The sequence below is a fragment of the Rhodococcoides sp. S146-33 genome (assembly GCF_059489205.1).
This window is the reverse complement of record NZ_JCAJWY010000001.1, coordinates 721,472-740,200: the sequence shown is the minus strand read 5'-3', so window position 1 is coordinate 740,200 and position 18,729 is coordinate 721,472. Positions and strand designations below refer to the sequence as shown.

Sequence of the window (18,729 nt, the reverse complement as noted above, 5' to 3'; positions counted from 1 at the left end):
GGTTCAGGCTCCGATCGTGACTGGCTTGGGGTGGGCTTTGCCGTGGGGCAGGCAGGCGATACCGACGACGATCACGGCGAGGACGGTCAGGGGTGCGGCCCACCGCAGCAGGGGGAATTCGCCGGTGGGGTCGAAGATCTCGGCTCGCGGCCACGACAGGTTGATCACCATAAGGCCGCCGTAGAGAACTGCGGCGATGTTGACGGGCAGGCCGAGGCGTCCGAGGGTGAAGAGCTTCTCGCCGTCGTTGTCTTTCTGCACGCCGCCGTGCGGCCATCCTTTGAGTCGCTGGATCAGCAGCGGGACGGTGACCATCATGTAGGCGAGGTAGATCAGCACGATGCACACGCTCGACAACGTGGTGAAGATCGCGGAGTTACCGACGTTGACGGCCAGGATCGCCACGCAGGCGAGGCCGATGAGCACCGAGGGTGCGATGGGGGTCCCGGTGCGTGAGTTGACCTTTGCCAGGGCAGCGGACGCGGGCAGTCGACCGTCACGGGCCATGGAGAACATCAGCCGTGAGGCCGCGGTCTGGATGGCGAGGGTGCAGATGAACACGGCGATGGCGACGTCGATGAGCAGGACCTTGCCCCATGGGGAGGTGAGGATCGAGTCGATGACGTACGGAAGTCCCTGCGTCGCAAGCTCACCGTCGGTGAGGCTCGGTGCGGCCATCAGTGCGCCGACGATCATCAGACCGCCGCCGAGTGCCGATGCCGAGAGGGCGAGGCGGATGGTGCGTGGTGCGACGCGTCGGGGATTGCGGGTTTCCTCGGCGAGTTCGCCTGCCGAGCCGAAGCCGACCATGACGTAGGCGGCCATCAGGCCCGAGACGATCCAGGCTCCGATGTAACCGGGATCTGCTCCGGCACTGCCGGTATCGAAGACGACCTGCGGTCCGCGCTCGGCGTGGGTGAAGAACACCAGTACCAGTGCGATGACGCCGACGATTTCGCAGGTGACGCCGATGCTGTTGATGCGCGACATCCAGTTCACGCCGATGCAGTTGATGGTGGTGGTGAGTACCAGCAGAATCGAGCCCAGCACAACGGCATTCGCTGCTCCGCTCGACGAGGTGAGTGCGGTGTCCTCGCCGATCAGCTGGAATCCGCCCCAGACGCTGGGGAGTACCACCTGCAGTGCGATCGCGGCGGCGGAGGCGGTGACGATCTGCGCGATGATCATGAACCAGCCCGCGAACCACCCGACGAGCTCGCCGCCCATGCGCCTCGACCAGTGGTAGATCGCGCCGGAGATGGGATAGCGGGCCGCCAGTTCGGCGAAGTTGAGGGCCACCATGAACTGGCCGAGGAACACCAGTGGCCAGGTGAGGAAGAAGGCCGGGCCGCCGAAGCTGAAGCCGAGGCCGAAGAGCTGGAAGATGGTGGTGAGGATCGAGACGAACGAGAAGCCGGCGGCGAACGACGCGTACTTACCGAGGCTGCGGTGCAGCTGCTGGTCGTAGCCGAGGGCCGCCAGATCCGAATGGTCGGTGGTGGACGTCGGTTCCGAACCCGAGCCCGGGGCCGGCAGTGTTGTCGAGCTCATGTTCTCTCCTACGGGCGAGGTGGGTGGTGAGTGACCGCCCGCTGCATCGCCGAGGCGGGTTTCTGTCAGTTGATAGTTTTCGGCGCCGCCGTTCCCGGGCGGTGACCGTCGTGAAACAAGCTCGTTTCGTCTATTTCGATCAGATGACAGAAATCTCACCTGCACGTCGAGCTGACAAGATGGGGCCATGACCGGCGCAGGCAGACCGAGGTTGAGCACAAAGAAGCGGGCAGGGGACACCGCCCGCGAGGAGATTCTCGACGCTGCAGCCGAGCTGTTCACCACACGCGGCTTCACCAACACCTCGACTCGCGTCATCGCCGACGCCGTCGGACTGCGTCAGGCCTCGCTCTATCACCACTTCGCCACCAAGGACGACATCCTCGACGCACTTCTGAGCGGCACCGTCGACGCGCCGTTGGCTGTTGCGCAGCGCATCCGCGATTCCGGGGTCGAGGCGTCGACACAGATGTATGCGCTCGCCTACTTCGACGCCGGGCAGCTCGCCGCGTCCACGTGGAATCTCGGCGCGCTCTACCTGCTACCCGAGCTGCGCAGCGAGCGCTTCGAGACCTTCCGCGACCATCGATACACGTTGATGAGCCTGTATGCGGCCATCGCGTCGGACACGTTGGTTCAGCTCGACTCCGAGCGTCGGCAAGGCACGGAAGACCTACCGTTTCGCCTGGTGGAAACCGTGGTCAACGCGCGTGCAGACCGGGAGAACGGCCGCCGCGATCCGACGGTGGATGCGGCGGGGATCGCCGAGGCCGCCCTGCGGGTGCTGGGCTGGACCGCGGATGTCTCCGGATTGCACAGGCGTGCGGAAGCCCTGCTCGAAGCGATTGCCGGAATAGTCGAGGATCGTCGGTCCTTGCACTCGACATGACATCGATAGCAATAGTCGGAGCAGGTGCAGGTCTCGGTGCAGCAGTGGCGCGTAAGTTCGGCGCACAAGGCTTCTCGGTCGGCCTCATCTCTCGTAATCAGTCCCGTGTCGACGCACTTGCAGATCAGCTCGCGGCCGACGGCATCTCCGCCAAAGGGTTCGTCGCCGATGTGCGTGACCCGGCCTCGATCGCCGCAGCTTTGGAGCAGGTGACCGAAACACTCGGCCCCATCGAGGTGCTGCAGTACAGCCCGCTCCCGCAGAAGGACTTCATGCGGCCCGTCCTCGAGACCACGCCGGCAGACATGGTCGGACCGGTCGAGTTCTCCATCTACGGACCGATTGCTGCCGTCCACCAGGTGCTTCCGGGAATGCGGTTTCTCGGTGAGAACAAAGGCACCATCCTGTTCGTCAACGGTGGCTCCGCAGTCAAGCCCGGTCGTACGGTCACCGGCACGTCCATCGCGTTCGCCGGGCAAGCCGCGTACGCGCAGCTGCTCAACGAGGAGTTGGCAGCGGAGGGAATCCATGTGTCGCAGTTGATCATCGGCGGTGCCATCGACGGCAAGGATCCGAAGAAGAGCCCCGAGGCTCTCGCCGAGCAGCTGTGGAGCCTGCACACCGGACGGGATCGCTTCCGGGTTCAGGTCGCCACGGATTAGGGTTGCGTCCATGACGTCGCTGCCCGACTGGGCTCAGAGCCTGGACCTTGCACCTCATCCCGAGGGCGGTTGGTTTCGCGAGACGTGGCGTAGCGACGTGACGATCCCACAGGCATCTCTGCCCGACGGCTACCCGGGGCCACGTGCGGCAGGGACGGCAATTCTGTTCCTGCTCATGCCCGGTCAGCAGTCGGCGTGGCACACCGTCCGCGGCACCGAGATGTGGCTGTACCACCGAGGCAGTCCGGTGCAGCTGGACCTCGGCGGCGCAGGGGACGCACCGGGTGATGTGACCTCACTGTTGGTTGCGCCCGAATCGCCACAGCAGATCGTGCCGCCGTCGGTCTGGCAGCGGGCGCAGCCGGTGGGCGACGAACCGAGCTTGGTCAGCTGCATCGTCACTCCCGGGTTCGATTTCGAGGACTTTCGGCTCGAGGATCCCGCGAATGGGTAGGAAGCGTGCGTCGGCCGGCTCTTTGGAGCCGGGAGTGTTCGAGATCGATTCGGGCACCTGCGAATTGGTTCGTGACACGTTCTCCGACGACGGCTGGGTGGTCAACGTCAACGACGTCCCGAGCTCGCACATCGACATGAACGATCCCACCGTGCTCGAGTTCGAGTACATGCGGTGGATCTCGGGACTGGTACGTGCGCAATGGGATTCGACCTTCCCGCTGCGGGCGCTGCACCTCGGGGGTGGGGCCTGCACGCTGGCACGCTCGTTCACCGCAGAATTTCCCGGTGCGCGTCAGGTGGTCGTGGAGCTCGACGGCAAGCTCTCGGAGCTGGTTCGCGAATGGTTCGACCTACCGCGGGCACCGCTGCTGCGCATCCGCGTCGGCGAAGCCAGAGCGGTCACCGAGACCTTGAGTGAGAACAGTCGTGACCTGATCGTGCGAGACGTGTTCGCGGGAGCCACAACTCCGGCTCCGCTGCTCACCGCGGAGTTCACCACCCATGTCCGACGCGTCCTGTCGCCGGGCGGCATGTACGTCGTCAACTGCGGTGACCGCCGGGACCTGTCGCTCGCGAAGCAGGAGGCGTCGACCATCGGAAGTATCTTTCCGCACACGGCGATCGTCGCGGATCCGGCGATGCTCAAGGGCAGGCGTTACGGCAACATCATCATCGCCGGCAGTGACGTCCCGATCGGGGATTCGCCAGCATTGGCCCGCGAACTACTCGGCGGGGCAGTTCCGGCGCACGTGTGGTTGACCGAGGAAGTGCAGTCCTTCGCTCGCGACGCCAAGGTGTTGACGGATTAGGGAGCTGGAACGTTGCTCGCGAGGTCTTTTGCGAGTCGCTCGGCCGCCGAGATCAGCAGGGGTACGAACTGTTCGGCCGATTCGAGGGTCACCCGCGCCGAGGGCCCGGCGATGGACATCGCCGTGAGCGTCGGTGCGCCGAGTACCGGGACGGCGAAGCACCTCACCCCCACCTCCTGTTCGCCGTCGTCGATCGCGTAACCGCGTTCGCGGATCAGCGCGAGATCGGCGATCAACGCGTCGAGCGTGGTGATGGTGTTGACGGTCCGGGGAGTCATGCCGAGACGGCCGACGATCGCACGGACGGCATCGTCGTCCAACTGCGACAGCAACGCCTTGCCGACGCCGGTGGAATGCGGCAACACGCGCTGACCGACCTCGTTGAACATCCGCATCGCGTGCTCGGACGGCACCTGCGCGACGTACACCGCCATGTCGTCCTCGAGAAATGCCATGTTCGACGTTTCGTGGGTGATGCGGACCAGCTCTGCGAGGTAGGGCTTGGCCCATCCGCCGATGAGCTTGGAGGCACTGTCGCCCAATCGAATGAGCTTGGTGCCCAATGCATATCGGCGCGACGGTAAGCGCCTGACGTAGCCCAGGGACACCAGCGTGCCGATCAGTCGGTGCACCGTCGGCATCGGCAGATCGGTCGCCTCGGCAAGTTCGCTGATTCCGATGGATCCGCCGGAGGCGGCCATGATGTCCAGCAGCTCGAACGCGCGCTCCACGGACTGCACCCCACCACCTGCCGCCACAGTCCACCTCGCACCCTCGTAGTCGTACCCGTCCCGAAGAACTCTACTGGTGATGCCGCGTCGCCACCGGCGGTGCAGCGGTCACGACCGAGGGCGAGGGCTTCTGGCCCTTCGTGATGACGTTGAACAGGATGTTCAGCACGACGGCCACGATGCTCGCGGCGCTGATGCCTGAGTCGAGAACCACGTGGACCCAGTCGGGGAAGGCCGCGTAGAAGCCGGGCACGGCGATGGGAATGACACCGAACCCGATTGCCACCGCCACGATGACGAGGTTGAGGTTGCCGTCGAAGTCCACCTTGGACAGCGTCCGGATGCCGCTGGCCGCCACCGAGCCGAACAACACGATGCCGGCGCCGCCGAGCACGGGCAGCGGTACCGACGCCACTACGAGGCCGAGGACGGGGAAGAGGCCGAGGAACAGCAGCACCGAGCCGCCGGCGGCGACGACATAGCGACTCTTGATCCCGGTGACGGCCACGAGCCCGACGTTCTGGGCGAACGCACTGGCCGGGAATGTGCCGAACACGGGAGCGATGGTGGTGGCGACCATGTCTGCTCGCAGGCCGTCGCCGACGCGTCGAGCATCGACGTCGGTGCCCACGATCTCACCGACGGCCAGGATGTCGGCGGTGGTCTCGGTCATGATCACCAGGATGACGACCACCATCGACATGATGGCTGCCACCTGGAATGTCGGTGCTCCGAACGCGAACGGTTCGGGGAAGCTGAAGATGGCACCGTCGCTCACGCCGGAGAAATCGGCCTTGCCGACCAGGACCGCGAACAGCGTGCCGACGATGATGCCGATAAGGATCGACAGGCGCGAGAGGGTGCCCTGCACGAGCCGGCTGACGAGCAGAACCACCACGAGGCTGAACGCCGCCAGACCGATGTTGGACATCGAACCCCAGTCGGCGGCCTGCTGATTACCGCCCATGGCCCACCGAACCGCAACGGGCAGTAGCGAGATGCCGATGACGGTGATGATCGTGCCGGTCACCACCGGTGGGAAGAAGCGGACAATCTTGCTGAAGAACGGGGTGATGAGGATGCCGATCGCGCCTGCGGCGATGATGGCTCCGAACACCGAGTTCAGTCCGCCCGGACCGCTCGCGATCGCCACCATCGTCGACACCGACGCAAACGAAATGCCCTGCACCAGAGGCAGCTTGGCCCCGAAATAGGGTACTCCGAGTGTTTGCAGCAAGGTGGCCGCTCCACTGACGAACAACGCGGCCGAGACCAGCAGTGCGATCTCGGTGCCCGTCAATCCCGCTGCGCCGCCGACGATCAGAGGTGGCGCGATGACGCCGCCGTACATCGTCAGGATGTGTTGCAATCCGTAGACGTACGACCTGCCGATCGACAACCGCTCGTCCTCGGGACGGGCGGGGTCGTGCGGCGCATGAGTCTTGGTCGAGGTGCGTTTCGTCAGCTTCATGTCGGCTCGCTCCTAGCAGAATCCGGGCACGGTATCCCAGGCGCGGCCTGCGTCCGGGGCATCGTCGCGTTCCACCGTGGCCTCGATCAGACCGTAGGGGCGATCCGCGACATAGAAGACCTCGCCGGGGTTGTCGAGTCCGAACGGCTCGAGGTCGACGAGGAAGTGGTGGATGTTGGGCATCGAGAACTTGATCTCGCCGATCTCCGGGTGCGCTTCGAGAACCTGCTTGCCCATCTGGAACAGGCTCTGCTGCAACGCAAGCGAGTGAGTCGACGCGAAGGCGTCGAGCATGATCGAACGGACGTCGTCGAAGGTCTTGTCGAAATCGAGCTCGGTGGTGAGGTACCGCCAGCGGGCACTGACCGACGTGGCCAGAATTCGATCCGTGGTTTCCTTCAGCGTGGTGTAGCGGTCTTTCGGGTAACCCCAGAACTCCGACGCCGTGGAGTTGAGGACGACGAGGTCGCTGACTCCGGAGACGATCGAAACGTCGTCACCGTCGATCGTGACGATCGTGTTCCGCTTCTCATCACTCGCCTTGACGAAGGAATGGTCGTAGCCGTCTTCACCGTTCGCGATACGCGACCACTGGTACTGCTCGATCTCCCAGCGTCCACCGGTGATCCAATCGAAGTTGCCGGTGAAGTGCGTGCCGAGCCGGAGTGCGAAGTTCTCGATCGCGCCGATGCCGTCGCGGGCGAAGGCGTAAACGGTGTTCTTTTGGGTGTCGGTGGCAACGACATGTGCGTTATCGCCTTCGATGTGGACAGCGTCGAGGTCGCCGCGCAATTGGGAGGTGACACTGACGTCGGTGATCCGGTGGCGGGGCGTCTCGCGGTCGATGCGGACGAGCCTGCATTCGGCCTTGCCGTACTGGTTTGCTCCGAGCACGATGGTCATGGTTTCTAGCTCCCTCGATAGGTGGTGAAAGCGAACGGGCTCAACAGAAGTGGGATGTGGTAGTGCTGGTCGGGTGCGGTGATCTCGAAGGTGACGACCACCTCGGGGTGAAAGCATTCGGTGTTCTGTGCCGCGAAATACGCGCCGGTGTCGAAGGTGAGGCGGTAGGTCCCGGGCGTCAGTTCACTCGGTCCGAGCGAGGAGACTCTGCCTTGTTCGTCGGTGACCGATCGTGCCACTGCAGTGCCGTCGGTATCGCTCAGCTCGATCGAGACTCCCTGCGCAGGAATGCCTCTCGCAGCGTCGAGTACATGGGCGGTGACATGGCTCGTCATTCGCCCAGGCTTCCTGTCGCACGGATTTCGGCGATCTCCCGCAGTTCGTGCTCGACGACCGCAGCTTCGGTCTGCGGGTCGTTGCCGAGTCGACTGTCCAGCGCGTTCAGAACCTCGTGTGCATCCCGGCCGGCTGCCCTGATCAGGAACACCTGCCCGAAGCGCCTCTCGTAGGCCAGGTTCCCCACTCGCAGGCGTTGTTCGACGCTCACGTCCGAGACGTCGACGCCGGATTGCTCGTTACTCGCATGGCGTGCGCCGGCGTCGTCCCCCTCCGGCCGTTCGCCGATGCGGGGATGCACCGCAAGTGCTCGGTGTACTTCGTCGGCCGTCAGTGGTGATGCGGCGTGGGTGATGGCGTGGCGAAGGGCCCCGTCGTCGGCGAACGGTCGGTGCCGCAGAACCTCGTCGACCCAACGGGGGATGTCCAGGCAGAGCGACAGCATTCGGGCAGCCTCGGCCTCGGGGGCCTCGTTCAGTTCGGTCGCCGCGTCGACGCTACGGGTTTTTGATTCCGCATTACGAAATGTTGATTCCACTGAACGAGCGTGACACCGATCACAACTGCTGTCAAGGGTCGATGTGTGCCGCGTTCCTGGAGAGCGCTGTCATGTTGCGGCAGCGCGGTATTGGGAGCACAGGCCTACCCCGGGTCTTGACAGGACCACGTGGCGCACGCCACACTCGACCAAGCAAACGGAATTACTATTCCGCAATACGGATTTTCGATCGTTCGCTCGACGCCGAAAGGAACGACTACATGACGGAGCTCTTCTGCAATGGCGGTGCCATGCGCGGCGGCAGCCTGCACCACAACGTCTCGTCCCACCCGTTCGTGGGGACAGTGCGCACCATCCCGAACTACCGCTTCTTCTCGGTGCGGGACGAGTTCCCGGCCCTGCTGCTCGACCACACTGCCGGTGCGGCCATCGAGGGCGAGCTGTACGACATTCCGCTCGACGACATCCGTACGGCATTCCTCCCGGACGAACCGCCGGAGCTCGAGCTCACCGTGGTTGCGCTCGAGGACGGGCGTTCCGTTCTCGGCGTCGGACTCCGCCCCGGAGTGCTCGACGCGCAACCGGACGAGCTGACCGACATCACCTACGCCGGCAGCTGGCGTCGATACCGCGGGCTGCCGCAACCTCAGAACTGAAAGGCACTGCGCATGAACCCCTTTGCTGACTCTCGACTCCACTACACCGTCAACTGTTCCATTCTCTTCACCGATGCGCCCCTGCTCGATCGCCCGCAGCGCGCGCGAGATGCCGGCTTCGACGCCGTCGAATTCTGGTGGCCGTTCTCGAACCCGGTCCCGTCCGATGCCGACGTCGATGCGTTCGTGTCGTCCGTTCGGGATGCTGGCGTACAGCTGACCGGCCTGAACTTCGCCGCGGGAGACATGCCCGCCGGTGACCGCGGAATTCTCTCCGATCCGGCGCAGGTGCAGGCGTTCCGCGACAACATCGACGTCACCGTCGGAATCGGTGAGCAGCTGGGCACGCGCGCCTTCAATGCCCTGTACGGCAACCGCGTCGACGGTGTGGATCCGCTGGATCAGGACGAGGTTGCCATCGAGAACCTGGCCGCCGCAGGCAGAGCTGCCGCGAAGATCGGCGGCGTCGTGCTGGTGGAACCCGTCAGCGGCGCACCCGCGTATCCGTTGAAGTCCGCTGCCGGAGCCGTCGCGACCATCAAGTGGGTCGCCCGAGAGCAGGACGTACACAACCTCCGCCTGCTCGCCGACCTCTACCACCTCGCCGTCAACGGAGAGGACGTTCCCGCAGCACTCGAGGCGCACCACGAACTGATCGGGCACGTGCAGATCGCCGACTCCCCGGGCCGCGGTGAACCGGGAACCGGCAGCCTCGATCTCGGCGGACAGCTCACCGGTCTCGCAGCACGGGGTTACGGCGGCTACATCGGGCTCGAGTACAAGGCCACCCGCGAGGACACATTCGACTGGCTCGAACTGGCTCTTTCCACCGGCACCACTACCAAGTAGGGATTGATATGAGCACCATTGCATTCATCGGCCTCGGGATCATGGGCAGCCCCATGTCCGTTCACCTCGCCAAGGCCGGCCACCAGGTGGTCGGCTACAACCTGACTCCCGATCGCACCGGCCCCCTCGTCGAAGCCGGCGGCACTGCGGCAGATTCGATCGCCAAGGCCGTCCACGACGCCGACGTCATCGCGATCATGGTCCCCGACTCTCCCGATGTCCAGGACGTCCTGGCCGGTGAAGGCGGAGTGTTCGACAATGCTCGACGCGACGCGCTGATCATCGACTTCTCCAGCATCCGTCCCGACGTCACTGCCACGTTGGCCGCCGACGCGTCCGCGCGCGGGTTCCGTATCCTCGACGCCCCGGTCTCCGGTGGGCAGGCCGGTGCCGAGAACGCGACTCTGTCGATCATGGTCGGTGGCAGCGCGGACGACTTCGCCACGGCCAAGCCGATTCTCGATGTCGTCGGCAAGACCGTCGTGCATGTGGGACCGAGTGGATCCGGGCAGACAGTCAAGGCAGCCAACCAGTTGATCGTGGCCGGCAACATTCAGGTGCTCGCGGAGGCGATCGCGTTCCTCGAGGCCTACGGTGTCGATCTGGCCGCGTCGGTGGAGGTTCTCGGCGGCGGCCTCGCGGGTTCGGCCGTCCTGAACCAGAAGGCGCAGAAGATGTTGGACCGCTCGTTCGAGCCCGGCTTCCGCATCGATCTGCACCACAAGGATCTCGGCATCGTCACCTCGGCTGCGCGGGAAGCGGGCGTCGTGATTCCGATGGGTGCGGTGCTGGCACAACTGATGGCCTCGGCGCGCGCCAACGGCGATGGTGGACTGGATCATTCGGCACTGTATCGCGGTGTCGCTCGCCTCTCGGGCTCCCCGATCACAAGCAAGGACAACTGACATGCCCAGGATGCGCGCGGCCGATGCCGCAGTGAAGATTCTCGAACTCGAAGGTGCAACAACCGCATTCGGCCTGCCCGGTGCTGCGATCAACCCGTTCTACGCGTCGATGCGCAAACACGGCGGTATCCGCCACGTGTTGGCCCGCCACGTCGAAGGTGCCTCGCACATGGCGGAGGGCTTCACCCGTGCGGCCCCGGGAAACATCGGCATCTGTATCGGTACCTCCGGTCCGGCCGGTACCGACATGATCACCGGGCTGTATTCGGCCATGGCCGACTCGATTCCGATCCTCGCGATCACCGGTCAGGCTCCGGTGGCGCGGCTGCACAAGGAGGACTTCCAAGCCGTTGACATCGCGTCGATCGCGGCACCCGTCACCAAGATGGCGATGACAGTGCTCGAGCCGGCCCAGGTTCCCGGTGCGTTCGCGCAAGCGTTCCATCTGATGCGCTCCGGTCGGCCGGGTCCGGTGCTGATCGATCTGCCTATCGACGTGCAGCTGGCCGAGATCGACTTCGATCCCGACACGTACCAGTCGCTGCCCGTGCACAAGCCCGTCGCCTCGCGTGCTCAGGCCGAGAAGGCCATCGACATGCTCCTGGCCGCGGAGCGCCCGCTGATCGTGGCCGGCGGCGGCATCATCAACGCGGATGCGTCGGACTTGCTCGTGCAGCTCGCCGAGATCCTCGACGTTCCCGTCATCCCGACCCTGATGGGCTGGGGCACCATCCCGGACGATCACCGCCTCGCCGCGGGAATGGTCGGTCTGCAGACCGCGCACCGATACGGCAACGCAACGCTGCTGGCCTCGGACTTCGTGCTCGGCATCGGAAACCGTTGGGCCAACCGGCATACCGGTGGACTCGACACGTACCGCAAGGGGCGGAAGTTCGTCCACGTCGACATCGAACCGACCCAGATCGGACGCGTCTTCGCGCCGGACTACGGCATCATCTCCGACGCCAAGGCGGCTCTCGAGCAGTTCGTCGCCGTCGCCGAAGAGCGTCGTGCCGCAGGGTCTCTGCGTGATCTGTCCGGTTGGGTCGACGACTGCGCAACCCGCAAGCGCACGATGCATCGGCGTACCCACTTCGACAACGTGCCGATCAAGCCTCAGCGCGTGTACGAGGAGATGAACAAGGTCTTCGATCGCGATACCCGCTACATCAGCACCATCGGGCTCTCGCAGATCGCGGGCGGTCAGTTCCTGCACGTCTACTCCCCTCGCAACTGGATCAACTGCGGGCAGGCCGGCCCGCTCGGCTGGACCATTCCCGCGGCACTGGGTGCAGTGGCTGCCGATCCGACTGCGAATGTCGTTGCCCTGTCCGGCGATTACGACTTCCAGTTCATGATCGAGGAGCTGGCCGTCGGTGCCCAGTTCAACCTGCCGTACGTGCATGTGGTGGTGAACAACTCGTACCTCGGGCTGATCCGGCAGGCGCAGCGCGCGTTCGACATGGACTTCTGCGTGCAGTTGGGATTCGACAACATCAACCACCAGGACACCTTGGACACTCAGCCCGGCATCCCCAAGGGCTATGGCGTCGACCATGTGCAGGTCGCAGAAGGGTTGGGCTGCAAAGCGCTCCGTGTTACCGAGCCCGAACTCATCGGTGAGGCGCTCGTGCGGGCCAGGACTCTGGCGAACGAGCACAAGGTTCCCGTCGTCGTGGAGATCATCCTGGAGCGGGTCACCAACATCTCGATGGGTACCGAGATCGACAACGTCGGCGAGTTCGAGGAACTGGCGAACACCTCGTCCGACGCGCCTACCGCGCTGCTCCTGCTGGACTAGAGATGACGCGAATTCTGCTGGCTCCCGACAAGTTCAAGGGTTCACTGTCCGCGGCCGAGGTCGCTCGGGCGTTGGCCGACGGTCTGGTTGCGGTGGACCCGTCACTCGAGACGGTGTGCCTACCCGTCGCCGATGGGGGTGACGGCACCGTCGATGCTGCCGTCACCGCCGGGTGGGATCGGGTGGCCGTCACGTGCTCGGGGCCGACCGGTGAGCCGGTCGATACCTCGTATGCCCGTCGCGGTGATACTGCCGTCGTCGAACTCGCCTCGGCGGTCGGGCTCGAGCTCCTGCCCGGTGGTATCCCGGATGCGCTGGGAGCGAGCACATTCGGCCTAGGCACCGTCATCGCGCATGCGCTCGGGGCAGGTGCGGGCCGAATCGTCGTTGGGCTCGGGGGCAGCGCATCCACCGACGGCGGCGCGGGCATGCTGACGGCGCTGGGGGCACGCATCCTCGATGCCGACGGCAACGATGTCGCGCGCGGTGGCGGTGCATTGCGGGGCGCGGTGCAGCTGGATGTGTCGGGTCTGGTGCCGTCGGCTCGGGATGCGGTGTTCGAGCTGGCCTGCGACGTCGACAACCCGTTACTCGGCCGGACCGGAGCGGCAGCGGTCTACGGGCCACAGAAGGGTGCCGGACCGCAGGATCTGCTGTACCTCGAACACGGAATGCGGCAGTGGGCGCACCTGGTGCGCAACGCAATCGGACGGGATGTCAGTGGTCTCGCAGGCACAGGTGCGGCAGGTGGCACGGCGTTCGGTGCCATCGCTGTGCTCGGTGCGATTGCCAAGCCCGGTATCGCCACCGTGCTCGAGCTGATCGACTTCGGCAGCGCTCTGGCGGCGGCCGATCTGGTCGTCACCGGTGAAGGCTCGCTGGACGAGCAGAGCCTCTACGGCAAGGCACCGATCGGTGTCGCGCACGCAGCACGCGAAGCGGGTGTTCCGGTGATCACCGTGGCGGGACGCATCGTCGTCGGCTTGGACCGGCTGCGCACTCACGGGATCGTTGCCTCCTATGCATTGTCCGATCTCGAGCCGGACCGTCGAATCTCCATGCGCGACGCAGCCAGGCTCTTACACGAGGTAGGCCGAACGTTGGCCACCACAGAACTTTTGGAAGGAATTTCATGAGCACCACGCACTTCACCTCGTTGACCGATCTCGCGTCGCGGGCACTCGGCGGCAGCGTCTCGGCCGCGAACGACGAACTGTTCGCCCAGCGCGAGAACCTGATCAAGCCCGACGCTCCGCTGTTCGATCCCGCCGATTTCGGCCACAAGGGAAAGGTGTACGACGGGTGGGAGACTCGACGTCGTCGTGACGAGGGTGGGCACGACTGGGCGATCGTACGTCTCGGCGCACCGGGCATCGTGCACGGCGTGGTGGTCGACACCGCACACTTCACCGGCAACTACCCGCCGTTCGTCTCGATCGAGGCGGCGTCGATCGAGGGCTACCCATCCCTCGACGATGTGCTGAAGGCGGAGTGGCACACCATCGTAAACAAGTCTGCGGCAGTGGGTGATACAGCAAATACGTACGAGGTGTCGGATCGGCACCGGTGGACGCATGTACGCCTGTGCATCTACCCCGACGGCGGAGTGGCTCGATTCCGCGTGCACGGCGAAGTCGTGCAAGATCCTCGATTCCTCGCCGGCACCATCGACCTGCTCGCGGCCGAGAACGGTGCGCGGCTCACCGATTGCTCGGATGCTTTCTATTCGTCCCCCGCCAACATCATCCTGCCCGGACGGGCCCGGAACATGGGTGAGGGCTGGGAGAACTCCCGTCGTCGCAACGGCGGCAACGACTACGCGGTGTTCGCACTCGCGGCACCGGGCGCACCCCGGCACGTCGAGGTCGATACGAGCTACTACGTTGGTAACGCGCCGGGGTGGGTTCGCCTCAGCGCCATCGATTCTCGTCGCCGACACATCACGGATCCGACGGCGTGGACCGAGATTCTTCCCCGAACAGCCGTGCAGCCCGATACCCGTCATCGCTTCCTGCTCAACGAGACGGAGGCGTACACACACCTGAGGCTCGACGTGTACCCCGACGGCGGTTTGTCTCGGTTGCGATTGTTCGGCGAGCTCGACGCCGATGCCCTCGACGCGGCAGATGTCGCGTGGAAGTCCGCCGAGCTCCAGAGTGTCTCCAGTGCAGTCTGATCTGGTTCTTCGTGCTGCTCGTGCGGTGATAGGTGGGCAGGAGGTGGCGGCGACGGTGTCTGTTTCGGACGGCCGGATCGTAGCAATCGACTCCCTGGATGCGCGCGTATCTGCGGCGACAGTGGTCGAGCTCGGGCCGGACGAGGTGTTGCTGCCCGGGCTGGTCGATACTCACGTGCACGTAAACGAGCCGGGGCGAACCGAGTGGGAGGGGTTTGCCAGCGCTACCCGGGCGGCCGCGGCGGGTGGCATCACGACCATTGTCGATATGCCGCTCAACAGCATTCCTCCGACGGTCGACGTTGCGGCGCTGGACGTCAAGCGCCGGGTGGCGGCCGAGCAATCGGTGATCAATGTCGGTTTTTGGGGCGGTGCCGTGCCAGGGAATCTCGAGCAGCTGCGACCACTGCACGATGCGGGAGTGTTCGGATTCAAGTGCTTCCTGCTCGCGTCGGGCGTGGACGAGTTTCCGCCGCTGACGCTGCCGGAGTTGGAGAAGGCTCTGATCGAGATCGCGTCGTTCGACGGGCTGATGATCATGCACGCGGAGAACGCCGAGCTCATCGCCGAGGCACCGTCGGCGGCGGGTCGTGAGTACTCGGGATTCCTCGAATCGCGTCCGCGGGCGGCCGAGAATCGGGCCATCGAGCAGGTGATCGAGTTGTCTCGACAGACGGGGTGTCGGGTACACATTCTGCACCTGTCGAGTGCGGAGGCCCTGCCGATGATTGCGGCGGCGAAGCGGGACGGGGTGCGTCTGACTGTCGAAACCTGCCCGCACTACCTGTGTTTCGACGCCGAGGCCGTGCCTGCAGGGGCGACGCAGTTCAAGTGTTGCCCGCCGATTCGCGAGGCCGGAAATCGAGAGGCGCTGTGGCAGGGTTTGCACGACGGCACGATCGACACCATCGTCACAGACCACTCCCCCTGCACTCCAGATCTGAAGAGGTTCGACACCGGAGACTTCGGTGACGCGTGGGGTGGGATCGCGTCGTTGCAGGTGTCCCTTGCTGCGGTGTGGACCGAGGCACGTGCCCGTGGGTTCGCACTGACCGACATCGTGCGGTGGATGGCCACGAACACCGCCGATCAGGTGGGCATGACTGAACGCGGACGCATCGAGGTCGGTTGTGCTGCAGACCTTGTGGTGTTCGCACCCGACGAGAAGTTCACCGTGGACGTCGCGCAGCTGTACCACCGCAACCCGGTGACTGCGTACGATCGACTGGGCTTGTCGGGTGTGGTGCGACGGTCATGGATCGAGGGTTCGGAATCCTCGACGGGGCGATTGCTGGCGCGCGACTAGAACGGTGGGGCTGCCGTGTCCTCTGCCTCGGACTGTTCGTTGTCGGGTGGGTTCGGTGGGTCTGGGTAGGCGATGATGCCGGATCGTCTGGGTTTGGTCGGGATGTGGGGTCTCAGGTCGTTGTCGAGGATGGGTACGGCTGTGCCGTTGGCGGGCAGTGTGATTCGGGTGGTCTTCGAGGTGGATCGCCAGAGGATCGCGCCGCCCGGGAGCATGACGGCGCTCCAGTAGCCGGCGGTTTTGACGGTGTGGTGGAACTCGCAGAGACATTGCAGGTTGTTGACCGTCGTCCAGCCACCGCCGCGGGGGTCGGCGTGATCGAATGCGGTCACGTGGTCGAGTTGGCATCGGTCGGCGGGTCTGTGGCAGCCGGGGAAGCGGCAGTGTCGGTCACGTAGCCGGACTGCTGCGGTGGTGAGGGTGTCGGGTCGGTAGATCAGGGCTCGGTCGGTCAGTGGGTCCCGTCCGACGGATCTTCCGAGGGTGGGGTCGGCGGCGATGGCGGCTTCCAAGGCTGCGGCAAGCGAGGCATTGCCAAGGTAGATGCCGCCGGGTGTGTGCATGGTTCGGCTAGGCCGGATCGACGAGCCCAGGTCTAGGGCAGAGCTGTGCCGTGTGCCCCTGCTGACGGGTGTGTGGGTGCAGAACAGAGAGGCCGCGGAGGTCAGTGATCCCAGGCGACGCTGACGTTGGTCGTTGCTGGCGGCTGTGGCAGAGGAGCCTATTCGCAGTGGCTTGCCTTCGGCTGGTTTCTGATCTGTCATCGTTGGACCGGACCTCGTGGGACCGGATGGTGTTGCGGGGCTGGATAGTGATGTGGGCGAACGTGATTGCGACCAGTTCGGTGCGATACCAGGTGCCAGCACTGCCTGCTCCGCAGGTGATCCCGAAGCTGAAGCGGCTTCGGACGATGCGGCTGCTTCAGAAGCGGTCGCTGGTGTTGCCTCCGCCAGTGGGTCGGTCGCTGGTGCCCCTGCAGGTGTTGCTGCGTGATCGCGGACAGGACCGGCGGCACCGGGTTCGGGGGTTGTAGGCGGGTGTGTCGCTGGTACGGGTGTGGACTCGTAGTCCTCCTCGGACCCGCCAGTCTCGCCGTTCTCATCGGGCCCTCCGGTCTTCTCGTTCTCCTCGGGCCCGCCGGTCTCGGCCGTCTCGTCTCCCGGCGGCTCCGGTGCAGGGGCGTTTGCCGGCGCACGTTCAGGTGCAGGTGCACTGGTTGAAGTCGGTGAGGTCGAGGGATCAGCCTCTGCCCCCGAATCCGTAGCCGACCCCATTACCCCATCAGAATCAGCATCCAAATCCGCTTCAGAATCTGCATCTGCGTCTGTATCTGCAGCCGAGTCCGCGTCTGCGTCGAAATCAGCGTCTGTGTCGATGTCCGTCACCGTTCCCGCATCGGATCCCGTTTCAGCCCTGTCCGTCTCGCTGCCGCTGCGTCGTTCCCATTCCCCGGTCTCCGGGTTCTGCACCGCCAGGCCGAGCTTCTCGGCGAGAGTGACCGCCTCGGTGAGCAGGACCTGCCATTGACTGTTTCGTGCCAACTCTCGTGCGAGATCCGGGTCGATCGAGCCATGCCCGGCGAGATACGCCGGGTTGGCGAGTAGTCCGATGAGGGTGGCGATGTCGACGGTGATCATCGTCAACGGCACCCGTCGATCCGGCAACGCTGCATCTTTTTTCGGGCAGTCCTCTCGTTGGCACAGGCATGTTAGTCGGGGTTCACCGTGCATCCTCGCCATGAACGCATCACACAACCGGTCCTGTTTACCGCGAGGATCTTTCGGACAGAGCGTGTCGGCCATCTCCTCGAGCAGCTGCCACGCCGCCGCGGCCTCGGGTGCAGTCAATTCCGCTCGGATCCGCGCCAACTCACCGGCCGGGTTGTAGGAGATGTGCCTGAATCGTTTCGCGAACTCGCGTAGTGCTGCCGCTTCCTCCGGGGCGACTCGCAGCAAGATGTCCCAGATTTCCGTCTCGAGTGGACCGGGCGAATTGCGGCGGGCGGATTCGACGATCTCGTCCTCGACCATGCGCACGATCTCGTCGGAGAGGTTGTCGAGGATCCGGCACACCGTCCGCACTCGCGGAAGATCGATCTCCCCGGCCTCGAATGCTGTCCGTACCAGGGGTAGTCGCGTGTGCAGGGCAACACCGACGGAGATGTACGATTCGGCGACCGTCGCCGAGCAGCCCAACGCGGCCGCCATCTCGGTGCGCCCGTACCGGCTGTAATGCTTGAACTTGGAATCGTGGGTGATCCAGGTCCGATGAACGTCGTAGCAGGCGGCGATCTTGCGGAACGCATGCTGGTTTTCTGCCTGCGCAGCGGCGGTCAACGCCTCCAACGACACGATCGGTACAGCCATCCCCATTCACCCCCCGGTGACCCGAAACAAGAACGCATGTTCGAACTGGGCAAAGAGTATCGCGACCCTCCGACAAGAAACGAAAACCCGCGATTCAAGGCCACTGAGCTGCACGTTTTCGTACAGGGTCCAGCCAAGTAATCCGTGACGAGGGGTGAGGTTACGACCGGACGTCGTCTTCCCGAACCTCTGAACCGCGATCTCGTCCACAGTCGAGGCAACGGCGGAAGTCGCCAGAACAGTTGTTCATTCGCCTTTCCAAGCCGGAACACGTTGTGTCACAGGTACTGCCGAGACCGGTGGTCCCGCATGAGCAACGCAAGGCCTCTCTGCCCTGCCGGCCGGGGTCGGCTCCGGCCGGCT

18 protein-coding genes are annotated in these 18,729 nt (G+C 64.8%); 11 read left to right on the top strand and 7 right to left on the bottom strand.

Annotation, left to right across the window (positions count from 1 at the left end):
- Window positions 1-3: 3 nt before the first annotated feature.
- Complete coding sequence (locus AC5WEY_RS03525; protein WP_495644706.1) at window positions 4-1,551, bottom strand: amino acid permease; 1,548 nt, start codon at window positions 1,549-1,551, stop codon at window positions 4-6.
- A gap of 187 nt (window positions 1,552-1,738) precedes the next feature.
- Here AC5WEY_RS03525 and AC5WEY_RS03520 point away from each other — a divergent pair, with 187 nt between their 5' ends.
- From AC5WEY_RS03520 to AC5WEY_RS03505, 4 genes are read left to right on the top strand one after another with little or no spacing between them, the layout of a single operon-like run.
- Window positions 1,739-2,440, top strand: coding sequence for a TetR/AcrR family transcriptional regulator (locus AC5WEY_RS03520; protein ID WP_495644705.1), 702 nt, complete (start codon window positions 1,739-1,741; stop codon window positions 2,438-2,440).
- Entirely contained in the window at window positions 2,437-3,102 is a 666-nt protein-coding gene (locus AC5WEY_RS03515; protein ID WP_495644704.1) for an SDR family NAD(P)-dependent oxidoreductase, read from the top strand. The genes AC5WEY_RS03520 and AC5WEY_RS03515 overlap by 4 nt, the downstream gene beginning before the upstream one ends.
- A gap of 10 nt (window positions 3,103-3,112) precedes the next feature.
- The gene (locus AC5WEY_RS03510; RefSeq protein WP_495644703.1) at window positions 3,113-3,556 is read left to right on the top strand and encodes a cupin domain-containing protein; all 444 of its coding nucleotides are present in this window, start codon (window positions 3,113-3,115) and stop codon (window positions 3,554-3,556) included.
- Window positions 3,549-4,367: a spermidine synthase gene (locus AC5WEY_RS03505; protein WP_495644702.1), complete on the top strand. Its 819-nt coding sequence runs from the start codon at window positions 3,549-3,551 to the stop codon at window positions 4,365-4,367. Before AC5WEY_RS03510 ends, AC5WEY_RS03505 begins: the two co-directional genes overlap by 8 nt.
- Here AC5WEY_RS03505 and AC5WEY_RS03500 read toward each other — a convergent pair.
- From AC5WEY_RS03500 to uraD, 5 genes are read right to left on the bottom strand one after another with little or no spacing between them, the layout of a single operon-like run.
- Window positions 4,364-5,125 carry an IclR family transcriptional regulator gene (locus tag AC5WEY_RS03500; RefSeq protein ID WP_495644701.1) on the bottom strand — a complete coding sequence of 254 codons (762 nt, stop codon included), beginning with the start codon at window positions 5,123-5,125 and terminating at the stop codon, window positions 4,364-4,366. The genes AC5WEY_RS03505 and AC5WEY_RS03500 overlap by 4 nt on opposite strands.
- 43 nt (window positions 5,126-5,168) lie before the next feature.
- The gene (locus tag AC5WEY_RS03495) at window positions 5,169-6,569 is read right to left on the bottom strand and encodes a nucleobase:cation symporter-2 family protein (RefSeq protein WP_495644700.1); all 1,401 of its coding nucleotides are present in this window, start codon (window positions 6,567-6,569) and stop codon (window positions 5,169-5,171) included.
- 12 nt (window positions 6,570-6,581) lie between these two features.
- Window positions 6,582-7,472, bottom strand: coding sequence for a factor-independent urate hydroxylase (gene pucL / locus AC5WEY_RS03490; RefSeq protein WP_495644699.1), 891 nt, complete (start codon window positions 7,470-7,472; stop codon window positions 6,582-6,584).
- 5 nt (window positions 7,473-7,477) lie between these two features.
- Complete coding sequence (gene uraH, locus AC5WEY_RS03485) at window positions 7,478-7,807, bottom strand: hydroxyisourate hydrolase (protein WP_495644698.1); 330 nt, start codon at window positions 7,805-7,807, stop codon at window positions 7,478-7,480.
- Window positions 7,804-8,346 carry a 2-oxo-4-hydroxy-4-carboxy-5-ureidoimidazoline decarboxylase gene (gene uraD / locus AC5WEY_RS03480; RefSeq protein ID WP_495644697.1) on the bottom strand — a complete coding sequence of 181 codons (543 nt, stop codon included), beginning with the start codon at window positions 8,344-8,346 and terminating at the stop codon, window positions 7,804-7,806. Before uraD ends, uraH begins: the two co-directional genes overlap by 4 nt.
- Before the next feature lie 221 nt (window positions 8,347-8,567).
- Between uraD and AC5WEY_RS03475 the strand changes: the two genes are divergently transcribed.
- From AC5WEY_RS03475 to allB, 7 genes are read left to right on the top strand one after another with little or no spacing between them, the layout of a single operon-like run.
- Window positions 8,568-8,963: an allophanate hydrolase-related protein gene (locus tag AC5WEY_RS03475; protein ID WP_495644696.1), complete on the top strand. Its 396-nt coding sequence runs from the start codon at window positions 8,568-8,570 to the stop codon at window positions 8,961-8,963.
- Window positions 8,964-8,975: 12 nt separating this feature from the next.
- On the top strand, window positions 8,976-9,812 hold the full coding sequence (locus tag AC5WEY_RS03470) for a hydroxypyruvate isomerase family protein (RefSeq protein WP_495644695.1): 837 nt from the start codon (window positions 8,976-8,978) through the stop codon (window positions 9,810-9,812).
- Window positions 9,813-9,820: 8 nt separating this feature from the next.
- Window positions 9,821-10,717 (top strand): 2-hydroxy-3-oxopropionate reductase, encoded by an 897-nt coding sequence (locus AC5WEY_RS03465; protein ID WP_495644694.1) that lies wholly within the window; start codon window positions 9,821-9,823, stop codon window positions 10,715-10,717.
- Window position 10,718: 1 nt separating this feature from the next.
- Entirely contained in the window at window positions 10,719-12,518 is a 1,800-nt protein-coding gene (gcl, locus tag AC5WEY_RS03460; protein WP_495644693.1) for a glyoxylate carboligase, read from the top strand.
- A gap of 2 nt (window positions 12,519-12,520) precedes the next feature.
- Window positions 12,521-13,654, top strand: a complete 1,134-nt coding sequence (locus AC5WEY_RS03455; protein WP_495644692.1) for a glycerate kinase — start codon at window positions 12,521-12,523, stop codon at window positions 13,652-13,654.
- The gene (alc, locus tag AC5WEY_RS03450) at window positions 13,651-14,694 is read left to right on the top strand and encodes an allantoicase (RefSeq protein ID WP_495644691.1); all 1,044 of its coding nucleotides are present in this window, start codon (window positions 13,651-13,653) and stop codon (window positions 14,692-14,694) included. Before AC5WEY_RS03455 ends, alc begins: the two co-directional genes overlap by 4 nt.
- On the top strand, window positions 14,645-16,000 hold the full coding sequence (allB, locus tag AC5WEY_RS03445; RefSeq protein ID WP_495644690.1) for an allantoinase AllB: 1,356 nt from the start codon (window positions 14,645-14,647) through the stop codon (window positions 15,998-16,000). Before alc ends, allB begins: the two co-directional genes overlap by 50 nt.
- On the opposite strand, the gene AC5WEY_RS03440 is transcribed toward allB, so the two are convergent.
- Entirely contained in the window at window positions 15,997-18,366 is a 2,370-nt protein-coding gene (locus tag AC5WEY_RS03440) for an HNH endonuclease signature motif containing protein (protein ID WP_495644689.1), read from the bottom strand. The two genes, allB and AC5WEY_RS03440, sit on opposite strands and share 4 nt — an antisense overlap.
- Between the last annotated feature and the right edge of the window lie 363 nt (window positions 18,367-18,729).

Coding starts and splice junctions, on each gene's coding strand:
- uraH (WP_495644698.1), bottom strand. CDS start 7,807: ATGACGAGCCATGTCACCGCCCATGTACTCGACGCTGCGAGAGGCATT.
- AC5WEY_RS03475 (WP_495644696.1), top strand. CDS start 8,568: ATGACGGAGCTCTTCTGCAATGGCGGTGCCATGCGCGGCGGCAGCCTG.
- allB (WP_495644690.1), top strand. CDS start 14,645: ATGTCGCGTGGAAGTCCGCCGAGCTCCAGAGTGTCTCCAGTGCAGTCT.
- AC5WEY_RS03440 (WP_495644689.1), bottom strand. CDS start 18,366: ATGGCTGTACCGATCGTGTCGTTGGAGGCGTTGACCGCCGCTGCGCAG.
- AC5WEY_RS03495 (WP_495644700.1), bottom strand. CDS start 6,569: ATGAAGCTGACGAAACGCACCTCGACCAAGACTCATGCGCCGCACGAC.
- alc (WP_495644691.1), top strand. CDS start 13,651: ATGAGCACCACGCACTTCACCTCGTTGACCGATCTCGCGTCGCGGGCA.
- AC5WEY_RS03515 (WP_495644704.1), top strand. CDS start 2,437: ATGACATCGATAGCAATAGTCGGAGCAGGTGCAGGTCTCGGTGCAGCA.
- AC5WEY_RS03455 (WP_495644692.1), top strand. CDS start 12,521: ATGACGCGAATTCTGCTGGCTCCCGACAAGTTCAAGGGTTCACTGTCC.
- AC5WEY_RS03525 (WP_495644706.1), bottom strand. CDS start 1,551: ATGAGCTCGACAACACTGCCGGCCCCGGGCTCGGGTTCGGAACCGACG.
- AC5WEY_RS03520 (WP_495644705.1), top strand. CDS start 1,739: ATGACCGGCGCAGGCAGACCGAGGTTGAGCACAAAGAAGCGGGCAGGG.
- AC5WEY_RS03465 (WP_495644694.1), top strand. CDS start 9,821: ATGAGCACCATTGCATTCATCGGCCTCGGGATCATGGGCAGCCCCATG.
- pucL (WP_495644699.1), bottom strand. CDS start 7,472: ATGACCATCGTGCTCGGAGCAAACCAGTACGGCAAGGCCGAATGCAGG.
- AC5WEY_RS03505 (WP_495644702.1), top strand. CDS start 3,549: ATGGGTAGGAAGCGTGCGTCGGCCGGCTCTTTGGAGCCGGGAGTGTTC.
- gcl (WP_495644693.1), top strand. CDS start 10,719: ATGCCCAGGATGCGCGCGGCCGATGCCGCAGTGAAGATTCTCGAACTC.
- AC5WEY_RS03510 (WP_495644703.1), top strand. CDS start 3,113: ATGACGTCGCTGCCCGACTGGGCTCAGAGCCTGGACCTTGCACCTCAT.
- AC5WEY_RS03470 (WP_495644695.1), top strand. CDS start 8,976: ATGAACCCCTTTGCTGACTCTCGACTCCACTACACCGTCAACTGTTCC.